General features: G+C 65.9%; 10 protein-coding genes. 9 read left to right on the top strand and 1 reads right to left on the bottom strand.

All coding sequences use genetic code 11. The annotated features are described in order from the left end of the window. The 8 genes from H0W38_RS06975 to H0W38_RS06940 form a co-directional block, all read left to right on the top strand. Positions 1 to 548 (top strand): DNA polymerase (locus tag H0W38_RS06975; protein WP_292452391.1); only part of this gene is annotated, 548 nt, incomplete at its 5' end. Positions 549 to 550: 2 nt separating this feature from the next. Then, on the top strand, positions 551 to 2,242 hold the full coding sequence (locus H0W38_RS06970) for a sulfatase-like hydrolase/transferase (protein WP_292452390.1): 1,692 nt from the start codon (positions 551 to 553) through the stop codon (positions 2,240 to 2,242). Between the two features lie 226 nt (positions 2,243 to 2,468). Further along, the gene (locus H0W38_RS06965) at positions 2,469 to 3,272 is read left to right on the top strand and encodes a long-chain N-acyl amino acid synthase (RefSeq protein ID WP_292452388.1); all 804 of its coding nucleotides are present in this window, start codon (positions 2,469 to 2,471) and stop codon (positions 3,270 to 3,272) included. Between the two features lie 12 nt (positions 3,273 to 3,284). Beyond that, the gene (locus tag H0W38_RS06960; RefSeq protein WP_292452387.1) at positions 3,285 to 4,193 is read left to right on the top strand and encodes a ThiF family adenylyltransferase; all 909 of its coding nucleotides are present in this window, start codon (positions 3,285 to 3,287) and stop codon (positions 4,191 to 4,193) included. Between the two features lie 370 nt (positions 4,194 to 4,563). Next, positions 4,564 to 5,361 (top strand): flocculation-associated PEP-CTERM protein PepA, encoded by a 798-nt coding sequence (gene pepA, locus H0W38_RS06955; RefSeq protein ID WP_292452385.1) that lies wholly within the window; start codon positions 4,564 to 4,566, stop codon positions 5,359 to 5,361. A 301-nt stretch (positions 5,362 to 5,662) separates the two neighbouring features. After that, on the top strand, positions 5,663 to 6,763 hold the full coding sequence (locus tag H0W38_RS06950; RefSeq protein ID WP_292452384.1) for a porin: 1,101 nt from the start codon (positions 5,663 to 5,665) through the stop codon (positions 6,761 to 6,763). A gap of 141 nt (positions 6,764 to 6,904) precedes the next feature. Further along, the gene (gene ppk1, locus H0W38_RS06945; protein WP_292452383.1) at positions 6,905 to 8,986 is read left to right on the top strand and encodes a polyphosphate kinase 1; all 2,082 of its coding nucleotides are present in this window, start codon (positions 6,905 to 6,907) and stop codon (positions 8,984 to 8,986) included. A gap of 21 nt (positions 8,987 to 9,007) precedes the next feature. Next, a complete protein-coding gene (locus H0W38_RS06940) occupies positions 9,008 to 9,469 on the top strand; it encodes a histidine phosphatase family protein (protein ID WP_292452382.1) in 462 nt (153 codons plus the stop codon). A 43-nt stretch (positions 9,470 to 9,512) separates the two neighbouring features. On the opposite strand, the gene H0W38_RS06935 is transcribed toward H0W38_RS06940, so the two are convergent. Then, positions 9,513 to 11,081, bottom strand: coding sequence for a Ppx/GppA phosphatase family protein (locus tag H0W38_RS06935; RefSeq protein WP_292452381.1), 1,569 nt, complete (start codon positions 11,079 to 11,081; stop codon positions 9,513 to 9,515). A 98-nt stretch (positions 11,082 to 11,179) separates the two neighbouring features. On the opposite strand from H0W38_RS06935, the gene H0W38_RS06930 reads away from it, so the two are divergent. Further along, entirely contained in the window at positions 11,180 to 12,064 is an 885-nt protein-coding gene (locus H0W38_RS06930) for a dienelactone hydrolase family protein (protein WP_292452380.1), read from the top strand. Positions 12,065 to 12,086 lie beyond the last annotated feature (22 nt).

Raw genomic sequence — 12,086 nt, 5'->3', positions numbered from 1 at the left:
CCGAGGTGAGCAGCGAGCAGCGCCGCTATGCCAAGGTCATCAACTTCGGGCTCATCTACGGCATGGGCGCGTTCGGCCTGGCCAGCAACCTCGGCATCGAGCAGAAGGCTGCGCGCGACTACATCGATCGCTATTTCGCCCGGTTCGCGGGCGTCAAGCGCTACATGGACGAAACGCGCCTGCGCGCCGCCGAGCAGGGCTACGTCGAAACGCTGTTCGGCCGGCGCATCTACCTGCCGGAGATTCGCGGCGGCAGCGGCCCGCGCCGCACCGCGGCCGAACGCCAAGCGATCAACGCGCCGATGCAGGGCACCGCGGCCGATCTGATCAAGCTGGCGATGATCGCGGTGGAAGCCGCCCTCGACGAGCCGGGCCGCGGCACGAGGATGATCATGCAGGTCCACGACGAACTGGTGTTCGAGGTGCCCGAGGCCGAACTCGACTGGGCGCGTACCGAAGTGCCGCGGCTGATGGCCGGCGTCGCGGAGCTGCAGGTGCCGCTGCTTGCTGAAGTGGGCGTGGGCGCGAATTGGGATCAGGCGCACTGACCGTGGTGCCGCCCGCCCATCCGCGCCACTGCGATGCCGCAACGGCCCAGGTGCAGCCGCGCTGGGGCCTGTGGCTGCTCGGCTTCGGTCTGGCGTTTCTCTTCCTCAACACCCTTCTGACGTTCGAGAACAGCGGGTCGGGGACCGGCGTGCGCTTCGGACCACGACTGTCCTTCGAGCTGTGCATGGGCGCGCTGGGTCTCATCGTCTGGACGGCCTCCGGGCGTCGCCTCGGCGCGCGTGCCGGCGCGGTGCTGGCTGGCCTGTACGTGCTGCTCGTCGCCGCGCGCTATGCCGATGTCACCGTGCCGGCGCTTTTCGGCCGACCGGTCAACCTCTACTGGGACGGCCCGCACTTGTGGGAGGCGATCAGGCTGGCCGCGTCGTCGCTGCCGGCCTGGCAAATCGGCGCCTTCACCTTGGGCTTGTCGAGCGGGCTGATCGTGCTTCATGTGAGCGTGCGCTGGGCCATCGGCTTGCTTGCGGACAGCCTTGCCTGGCACCGGCCGCGCCGATGGCTGCTGGCCGCGGGCGGCGGGCTGGCTGTCAGCTTCGCCGTGCACCCCATCGCGCCTCACGATACGCGCTGGTTCTTCGCGCTGCCGGTCAGCCCGACGATCGCGCGCCAAGTTGCATGGTTGCCGACTGTGCTCGGCTCGCACCGTTCACAGGCGCGGCTCTCGCCCAGCCCGGGCTTCCAGGGCAACCTGGCGCACTTGAGGGGCGCCGACGTGCTGCTGATCTTCGCCGAAGCCTACGGCATGACCGCCTTCGACGATCCCAGGCATTCCGCGGCGCTGGCGTCGGGCCGTGAACGCCTGCTGCAGTCGGTGCTCGCGAGCGGGCGGCAGGTGGTGTCGGCGCGGGTGGCATCTCCGACCTTCGGCGGCTCGTCCTGGCTCGCGCACTCGGCCATGCTCTCGGGCGTGGACACGCGCCGGCCCGCAGACCATGAATTGCTGCTCACCACGGAGCGGCCGACGCTGGTGCGCCACTTCGCCCGCCACGGATGGCGCACGGTCGCCTGGATGCCGGGTCTGCAACGGCCTTGGCCCGAAGGCGGGTTCTATGGCTTCGACCGCTACGCCCACGCCGACTCGATCGGCTACACGGGCCTTGAGTTCGGTTACTGGCGCATTCCCGATCAAGCGTCGTTGGCGCTGCTGCAGGAGCAGGAGTTCACGAGCCGCCCGCGGGCGCCGCGCTTCGTGGTCTTTCCTACCGTCACCAGCCATGCGCCGTTTCGACCGGTGGCGCCTTACCGGAGCGATTGGGATCGGCTGTTGCACAGCGAGGCCTATTCGAGAGAGGAGCTGAATCAGGCGCTGGGCGAGCGGGTGTCGTGGCTGGAGCCGCGCCCGGCTTATCTGCAAGCCATGGGCTATATGCACGATTGGCTGGGCGGGTTCATGAGTGAGCGTGCCCCGAAGCGGCTTCTGACCATCGTGATCGGCGACCACCAGCCGTTGGCCACCGTGAGCGGTCACGGCGCTTCATGGGACGTGCCGGTTCACGTGATCAGCGACGATCCGGCATTGCTTCGGCGCTTCGAGGCGGCGGGGTTCGAGGCGGGCTTGCAGCCGGGCGCGGAGAGTCTGGGCGGGATGCATCAACTGACGGATGTGCTGCTGGAAACGTTCAGTGAGGCCGGTGCAATCCGCCCCGCGGAGAGCGTGTCCGGCTTTGCCCGTTGAGTTCCGTCTGCAGAAAACGTCTCGTCGCGCTTCAAATTTTTTGCGTTCAGCCAGGTGCGTGCGGTGCCGTACTGCCGCGCCATCTTTCACGATTCGTGCTTCAAGCCCTTTGAACGGTTACGCCTGCTTGCGGGACTTTTTCACGCGCTGAACAGAATGCAGCCTCGTCAATCCCGAGGTCTCGTGTGTGCGCCGCACGACACCTGCAATCCGACAGGGGCAAGAGTTGCAAGACACCACGATCGTCCGCGTTCCGTTCGAGACGGAATACATCACTCGTCCAGCTTTGCTGAATTCCTTGGACGGCTCCATGCACTGCGACGACGAAACCGGCCGCCAGTTCACGATCCGCGCCGCCGATACCGATGGGCAACGCAGCTCTGCAAGCATCCTGATTAACAAGATGTATGCCACGCGCGGCTACCGAAGTTCTTTTTTGCCGGCCGCAGGTACTCCCGAGCGAATTACCTTGGTAGCGACCGATGACGACGTGACGATCGGTACCCTGACCATCGGCTTCGATTCGTCGGAGGGCCTGCTTGCCGACCAGTTGTTTTCATCGGAAACCGATGAACTGAGAGACGCCGGGCGCAGCGTCTGCGAATTCATCAAGCTGGCCATCGACAGCTCGGTGCGTTCCCGCAGGGTATTGGCTTCGCTTTTTCACGTAGCCTTCATCTGTGCACATCGCCTCAGGGGGACCGACAACGTCGTTATCGAGGTCAATCCGCGGCACGTGCGGTATTACGAGCGCATGCTGGGCTTCAAGGTGGCGGGGCCGCAGCGGCTGAACCCACGCGTCGATGCACCGGCGGTGCTGCTGGATCTCGACCTCTGTTATGGCAGCAGCCAGATTGACCGGTTCGGCGGTCAACCCGAGTACGCCTTGGTCGAGCGTTCGCTTTATCCCTATTTTTTCTCGGCCCACGAACAGGCGGGTATCGTGCGTCGCCTGCAGCGAAAGCAGCCCGCGAGGATGTCCATTCCCCGCCAGCACTCGACGCCGCAGCCGCAATACGCCACTGCCTGACCCGCGCCGCCTGTGCCCGCTGTTTCTCAGACCCGCGAAACCCGTTTCTCCTACGACGAGGCCTTTTCCCGCAACCTTGGTTGGGTCACGCAGGCAGAGCAACTGCGCCTGAAGCAGGCCCGCATTTGCATCGCGGGCTTGGGGGGCGTGGGGGGTATTTACTTGCTCACACTGGCGCGCTTAGGGATCGGTGCATTCACGATCGCGGATTTCGATCATTTCGCGCTGGCGAATTTCAATCGCCAGGCCGGTGCGACCATGTCTTCACTGGACCAGCCGAAAACCGACGTCATGCTCGCCTTGGCGCGAGACATCAATCCCGAGCTCGATATTCGCGTCTTCGATCAGGGGCTGAACGCGGCGAATCTCGAGAGCTTTGTCGAAGGAGCCGATGTTTACCTCGACGGGCTCGATTTTTTTGCGTTGGAGATACGGCGCCATTTGTTTGCCTTGTGTCATCGCAAAGGCGTTCCGGCGACCACGGTCGCTCCGCTCGGCATGGGCGCTGCGCTACTCAACTTCGTCCCCGGCGGCATGTCGTTCGACGAGTATTTCCAGCTCGAAGGTGAGAGTGAGGATGAGCAGGCTTTGCGCTTTCTCGTTGGCCTGTCTCCTGCGATGCAGCAGATGACGTACCTGGTCGACCCCTCACGGGTAGATCTAGAGCAAAAACGCGGGCCCTCTACCGTGATCGCGGTGCAGTTGTGCAGCGCCATTGCCGCGACACAAGTGCTCAAGCTGGTGCTGGGCCGGGGCGATGTGGTGGCCGCGCCGCGAGGCCTTCATTTCGATGCATTTCGCAATCGCTTGCGGCGTACTTGGCGCCCGGGCGGCAACCGCAACCTGCTGCAGCGCTTGCTGCTCGGCGTCGTCAAGCGCCGACTTCGATTGAAGGATGCCGGTGACCGAATCGGCCGATGAGTCGCAGCGGTCCTGCCGGTACAGCGCGCTGCATTCGGTTAATGTCAGAAATCGTTTCCGCGGGAGCGATCAACCAGATTCGTACGGTCTCGTACATACGAACGCGTTCGAACCGACGGGTTTAGTGTCGCAGACCCCCTCATGTGCGGGGCGACGGATCATGCTTGTGTGATGGAACGAACGGTATCTTGAGGTTGTGAAACAGAGACTTGATTCACCAGCCGACGAGGTCGAGCATTCGGTGGCTGTTGGCGGTCGCGTGCGGCTTAACTCCTGCAATCGTGCGTAAGCGCCTCGTGTGTTTTGTAACAAGCTCTTGTCTGACGAACGACTCGATTTCCCTTCACCCAACTCCACGGAGAGCAAGACCATGAAAGCTTTTTCCCCTCCCTTCAAATCAGGTGTGCAGCGGGCGCTGATGGCGCTGACGTTGACCGCAGCTTGCTCTGCTGCATCGGCGCTGCCGGTGTTCACGCTCAGCCCTGCTGGCGCCGGGCTGGCCGGTGCCAACGTCACTGCTGACAACCTGATCATCTCGGACTACTCGACCGTTCGCCTGAACAGCACCACTGGCAGCTTCACTGACTCGGGCTTCCTGGCGGTCTCCAACTTTCAGCTGAACAGCACCAACATCTCCGGCGGTGGGCTGAACGAAACCTACGGGCTGTACATCCAGTTCGAAGCGACGGGCTCCCAGAATCCGGGCAATCCGACGAGCGTGCCGACCTTCGGTAGTTTCGATACGCTCGAATACACGCTGTTCGGTTACAACGGCCCCGCCGCTACCTTCGGTTTCGACGGATCCAACAATCCGACGATTACCGGCGCAGCGGGCGCCACCGTACTGGCAACCGGCAGCCTCATCGAGGGCTTTGTCAGCTCGGCGCCTTTGGGCAATCCGTTCACGCCCTCTGCTGGCGCGGACCTGACCTTCAACGTGGCTGCTGGCGCCGAAGGCTTCTTCGCCGATCCGAACCCGTTCTACCCGATCGCGTTCTCCGTGTTCACCAACACGGCGTCGCAGGTCACCCTGTTCAATGGCGGCTTCCGCATCCAGCAGGGCGGTGGCGCGATCAACTTCGCGATTCCCGAGCCGAGCACCTACGCGCTCATGCTCGCCGGTCTGGCTGCGGTCGGTACCGTGGTGCGTCGTCGCCGCAAGCTCTAAAGTTTAGGTTCTGTCAGCAGCGGCCTCGGAGCGATCCGAGGCCGTTTTTGTTTGCAGCGTTCATTTGGGAGTGACGGCATCGCTTGAGGGCTCCATCCCAAACATTTCAAGCGGGTTCTCTGTACCGGGCCCGGCAAGCACGTAGTGCCCCGTATTGCGCCAAAGTGGAACGTGGGGTTGCTGCAACGGCAGCGTTTATCAGATATGACAGTTCGCGTACCCGTTGCGCTAGCATGATTTTGCTTTGGAGGCTCGGCCATCCGAAAGCAAAAAGACATCACACATGCAACGAGGAGACCTTATGAAGAAGACGATTACCTTCGCTCAGCGCTCGCTGGTCGCAGGGGCGGTGTTGGCCATGACGGCCGGCATGGTCAGTGCGCAAACCGTGACGCTTTTTGGCCGGGTCGACGCCGGCATCCAGTACACCAGCAAGAGCACGGCTTCCGTCAGCGGCGACGACGGGCTCTGGCAGTTGCAGAACGGCGGCATCCTGCCCAGCATCTGGGGCATGCGCGGCACCGAGGACCTCGGCGGCGGCCTGAAGGCCGTTTTCAACCTCGAAAGCGACTTCTCGGCGGACACGGGCGGCAGCCGCGGTCTCGGAAACATTAGCAACGCGCTCTTCGGGCGTCAGGCGAATGTGGGCCTGTCGGGTGGCTGGGGCACCGTGCTGCTCGGCCGTCAGTACAGCCCGGCCCTGCTGGCCGAACTCGGCACCGATCCGCGCGGCTACAAGGAGTCGCTCTCGAGCCTGGGGAACCTCGCGGCCAATCAGCTTCCGGCCGGCAATGATTTAACCGGACCGAACAACGGCGCCGGCATCTTCATCAGCAACCTGGTCTCGTACAGCGGCACCTTCGGGCCGGTGGGCGTGGGCGTGGGCTACGGCCTCGGCGAGGGCAATGCCGGCCAAGGCGACGGCCGCACGGTTTCTCTCGGCGTGTCCTACAAGGGGCCGGTGGTCGTATCCCTCTCGTACCAGCAGATCGAGGGCGCGCCCGACGCCGAGGCCAAGCGCTTCGGCGTGGGTGTGGCGGTGCCGTTCGGCGCCCTGACCTTCAAGGCTCTGTACGCGCGCGCCACGCAGGACGACCTCACGGGCGAGGAAGTCGGCAAAACCGACAACCTCGGCGTGGGTCTCGACTTCCGCTGGAGCCCGCAAAGCACCGCGACGCTCGCTTACTACTACGGCGAGGACGACGTGATCGACGACAACAAGACCAAGACGCTGGTTGTGAGCAACGATTACGCCTTGTCGAAGCGGACCATCCTGTACGCTCAGTTGGCCTACGTCGACGCTGACGACGATTCGCGCATCAACACACAGATCACCCTGGGTGCCACGCCTGCGGGCGAGAAGTCGACGATCGTAGGCATCGGCATCATGCACAACTTCTGATCACCGAGATCCGGCCCTGCAAGGGCCGGTCGGCTGAAGAATCGAGGGGCTGCGCGAGCAGCCCCTTTTCATGGCCCGGCGCGAACGCGGGAACGGCGGCGTTGTCATGAAGCGGCAACGCGACTTCCATAAACTGTGGCGATGTCCGCCCAGCCCCAGCCCCAGCCCCTCACCGCGACGCTGCTCCTGCTCAACCGGGAGCAGGCCATCCTCGAATTCAATCGCCGTGTCCTCGCCCAGGCCTTGCGCGAGGACGTGCCGCTGCTCGAGCGGCTGCGCTACATCTGCATCGTCTCGTCCAACATGGACGAGTTCTTCGAGGTGCGATTCGCCGATTACCTGGAAGCCTCGCGCCTGCCCGGCTCCGGCATCACCCTGCGCGAGATGGCGGAAGTGGCCGCCGCCGCGCACGAGATGATCGACGCGCAGTACGCCGCCTTCAACGAGGTGGTGATGCCGGCCCTGGCTCGCGAAGGCATCGTCGTGCTCAACCATGCTGAGCGCGACGCCGCGCAGCGCGCCTGGGTCGATGACTTCTTTCAAAAGCAGGTGCGCCCGCTGCTTGTTCCGGTCGGCCTGGATCCGGCACACCCGTTTCCGCAGGTGGCCAACAAGTCGCTCAACTTCATCGTCAAGCTTGGCGGGCGTGATGCCTTCGGGCGCGACAACTCGATCGCCATCGTCAAGGTGCCGAGGGTGCTGCCGCGCGTGATCCGGCTGCCGGCCGAAGTCGCCGGGGACCGTCAGGCCTTCGTGCTGCTGTCGAGCCTGATCCGTGCGCACTTGGAGGAGCTGTTTCCGGGACGCACGGTCGAAGCCTTCTCGCAGTTCCGCGTCACACGCGATTCCGACCTCGACGTCGACGACGACGTGACCAACCTGCGCCTGGCGCTGCGCTCGTCCTTGAGCACGCGCCATTTCGGGCTGGCGATCCGGCTCGAGGTGGTCAACACCTGTCCGGAGGAGCTGAGCGAGTTCCTGCTGCAGCAGTTCGGCCTGCCCGACGCGGCGCTGTACCGCGTCAACGGCCCGGTGAACCTGGTGCGCCTGAACCAGCTCATCGATCAAGCCGACGCCGACGCGCTGCGTTTCGCACCCTACGAGCCGGCTTGGCCGAAATCGCTGCGGCCGGCCAACGCCGAGGGCTCGATGTTCGAGCGGCTCAAGAGCGGCGACGTGCTGCTGCACCATCCGTTCGAGAGCTTCGAGCCGGTCGTGCAGATGCTGCGCGAGGCGGTCGCCGACCCCGACGTGCTGGCCATCAAGCAGACCATCTACCGCACCGGCAGCGAAAGCCCGCTGATGGACCTGCTGATCGAGGCGGCACGCCGTGGCAAGGAGGTGATGGCGGTGGTGGAGCTCAAGGCCCGCTTCGACGAGGAGGCCAACATCAACTGGGCCGAGCGGCTGGAGGCGGTGGGCGCGCAGGTGGTGTACGGCATCGTCGGTCTGAAGACGCACGCCAAGCTGCTGCTCGTCACCCGCCGAGAGGACACGCCCCGCGGCAGCCGGCTGCGCCGCTATGCGCACCTGTCCACCGGCAACTACAACCCGAAGACGGCTCGCCTGTACACCGACATCGGCTGCATGACCGCCGACCCCACGCTGACGGCCGACGCCGACCTCGTGTTCCAGCAGCTCGCCAGCCTGACGCGCGGCAAGGCGCCCCGGCAGTTGCTGCTGGCGCCGAGCAGCCTGCACAAACAGATGTTGCGGCTCATCGAGCGTTGCGAACAAGCGGCTCGCGAAGGCAGGGCGGCACGCATCGTGGTCAAGCTCAATGCGCTCACCGACGAGGCGCTGATCGCCGCGCTGGTGGCCGCTTCGCAAGCCGGCGTCGAGATCGATCTGATCGTGCGCGGCGCCTGCATGCTGCCGCCCGGACTGCGTGGTTTCACCGACCGCATCCGCGTGCGCTCGGTGGTCGGGCGTTTTCTGGAGCACACGCGCATCCTGTATTTCCGCTTCGGCACCGGTGAGGACGAAGAGCTGCTCTACCTTTCGAGCGCCGACTGGATGACGCGCAACATGCAGCGCCGCATCGAGGTGGCCTGGCCAGTGCGCGATGCGGCATTGCGCCAGCGCGTGATCGACGAATGCCTGGTGCCCTACCTGCGCGACGCGCAGGACGCTTGGCTGCAGGGCAGCGACGGCCGCTACGAGCGCGTTGCAAGCGAGGGTCCCAGCGCACAGCAGGCGCTGATGCGCCGCTATAAGCTTTGAACGGGGTCACCGGAGCACGGCATGGATCTCATCCTGTGGCGGCATGCCGAAGCGCACTTGGTGCGCGAGGGCCAGGACGACGCCGAGCGCGCGCTCACACCCAAGGGTGAACGCCAGGCGCAGCGCATGGCCGAGTGGCTCAACCAGCGCCTGGCGGCTTCCACCCGGGTGCTGGTCAGCCCGGCGGTGCGGGCGCAACAGACGGCCAAGGCGCTCAAGCGCAACTTCCGGACGGTCGAGTCACTGAGCCACGATGCGGGTGTCGATGAACTGCTGGCGGCGGTGCGCTGGCCGGAGTCCAACGAGCCGGTGCTGGTGGTCGGCCATCAGCCCACGCTCGGCTTCACGGCCGCGCGGCTGCTGGCCGACATCGACAAGTACTGGGCGATGAAGAAGGGCGCCGTCTGGTGGCTGCGCCACCGCGAACGCGATGGTGGCGTGCAGGTGGTGCTGCAGGCGGTGCAGGGGCCCGACCTGCTGTAACAAGCAGCGGCGTTCGCCGAAGCGGCGCCGGGCCGAGTTGCGCTCAGCGATCCTCGGCCACTGCCAGTTGCAGCCGCCCGGCGCGCTCCCAGGCGCGAGTTTCTTCGCTCAGCAGGAACATCGTGCGCGGATGGCCCCCGGCCCACGCAGCACCGAGCCGAAGCTGGGCACCTTGCGGCACGCGTTTGAGGCTCGCCACGGTGTCGGCGACATCGTTGCGGGCATGGCAGAGCACGGCGGCCAGCCGCAGGCACAACACCGGCCACAGGCTCGTTTCTTCTTCCAGCGTGCTGCCCAGCTTGCGCAGGCCGCCGCGGTGCCCGAGCACCAGCTCGGCAACGCGCCGCTGTTGGCTCTGAGAAAAGCCCGGGGCATCGACGTGGGCCAGCAGGTAAGCGCTGTGGCGGTGGTGATCGTGGTGGGAGACAGACATGCCGATCTCGTGCAGCAGCGCAGCCCAGCCGAGTTCCCGAGCGGTCTCACCCGGGAGGCCACCGCCGTCGCCGAGACCGCGCGGCGCGACGCTGCGGTACAGCGCCAGCGCGAGCCGCCTGACCCGCGTCGCCTGCATAAGATCGCTGCCGAAGCGGCGCTGCAGTTCCTGCACCGAGCCGTCGCGCAGATCGCGCACCGTGCCGTCGGCCGCGCCGTGCCGGCCTTGAGCCTGCACCGCTTCGCGCCGCTCGGCCAGATCGAAGATAACGCCCTGGCGCAGCGCGCCGCGCGCCGGCTGGAGGGCGTCGATGCCGAACTGCATCGCCAGCGTGTACAGAATGGACAAGCCGCCGCCGAGCACCGCGCGGCGGTCGGCCTTGAGGCCGGGCAGCTCGAGCGCGTCCTGGTGTCCGGCGGCGAGACAGGCTTCGATGCACCAGCGCAGACCCACGGGCGTGATCGCACCGTCGCTGATGCCGTTGGCCGCCAAAAGCTGGGACACCGCACCCACCGTGCCGGAGGAGCCCAGCGCTTCGACCCACTGGCCCGGCGCGAAGGGCTGCAGCGCCTCTTCGAGTTCGGCGCCGGCGGCGATCTGGGCCGCCCGAAAGCCTGCTTCCGTGAATCGGCCGTCGGGGAAGAAGCGCATCGACAGGCTCACGCTGCCGACCTGAAAGCTCTCGGTGTGCCGCGGAGTGCGGCCTTGGCCGAGGATCATTTCGGTGGAGCGGCCGCCGATGTCGATCACCAGGCGCGTGCGCTCGCTCGGTTGCAGGCGCGCGACGCCGGCGAAGATCAGGCGCGCTTCTTCGCGCCCGGAGATCACCTCTATCGGCTGGCCCAGCACCGAGCGGGCGCGAGCCAGGAAGGCGTCGCGGTTGCGTGCCTCGCGCAGGGTCTGGGTGGCCACCGCACGGACCTGCGAGGCCTCGAAGCCGTCGAGCCGCGCGGCAAAGCGCGTCAGGCACTCGAGGCCGCGGGCCTGAGCCTCTTCGCCCAGCCGGCCGTCGGCGTCGAGCCCGCCGCCCAGTCGCACGGTTTCCTTCAGGTAATCGATGCGCTTGTAGCGACCGCGCGAGAGCTGGCCGATCTCGAGTCGAAAGCTGTTGGAGCCGAGGTCGATGGCGGCCAGCACCGACGGATCGACGGGTTCAGAGGAGGCGGCTGGCGCTGGCATGGCGGGCATTGTGTCTGCAATCGACGAGCCGACCCTGTGCGCGCACGCCCGCTGCTGCGTTCCTAGAATCGCCGCACCCTGCCACCGGAGAGTCCACCATGCTGCAAGAAGAATTCGACAGCCTGCACCCGACGCGCGACCTCAGCCGCCGCGATTTCGTCGCCACCGCGGTGGGTTCGGGCTTCGCTGCCGCAGTGCTGCCCGTCAGCGCACAGACGATCGACACCGACACCGTCGGCCTCGTTGCAGGCCCGGTGAGCATTCCGGTAGGCAACTTCCGCATGCCTGCGTACCGCTCCGCGCCCGAGGCTGTGCAGGCCGGCACTCTGGCCGCGCCTGTGGTGCTGGTGGTCAGCGAGGTGTTCGGCGTGCACCAGCACATCGCGGACGTGACGCGCCGCCTGGCGAAGCTGGGCTACATGGCGATCGCGCCCGAGTTTTTTGCTCGGCAGGGCGATGCGCAGTCCTACACCGACATTCCGAAGCTCGTCGCCGAGGTGGTGAGCAAAAAGCCCGACTCGCAGGCGATGGAAGATCTGGACGCCACCGTCGCCTGGGCCGCCGCCAACGGCGGCGACATCGATCGGCTCGGCATCACCGGCTTTTGCTGGGGCGGGCGCATCACGTGGCTGTACGCGGCGCGCAATCCGCGCGTGAAGGCCGGGGTGGCCTGGTACGGGCGGCTTGTCGGCGAAGCCCGGGCGCTGACGCCCATTCACCCGATCGACGTCCCCAGCTTTCTGCGCGCCCCGGTGCTGGGCCTGTACGGCGGGCAGGACAACGGCATTCCGCTTGACACTATTGATAAGATGAAATCAGTTTTGGCGGGTGGCACCCCGGCGGCGCGCAAGTCGGAGTTCGTGATCTACCCCGATGCGCCGCACGCATTTCATGCCGATTACCGGCCGAGCTATCGCAAGGAGGCTGCCGAGGACGGCTGGAAGCGCTGTCTGGAGTGGTTGAAGATGCACGGCGTGGGCTGATCCGGCGACAACGCTCGGCGGC

Origin of the sequence: Methylibium sp., from assembly GCF_013817365.1 — a bacterium.
Lineage (GTDB): Bacteria > Pseudomonadota > Gammaproteobacteria > Burkholderiales > Burkholderiaceae_C > Methylibium.
Note: the sequence above shows the minus strand (reverse complement) of the source record. Positions and strands in the feature narration are given on the sequence as shown.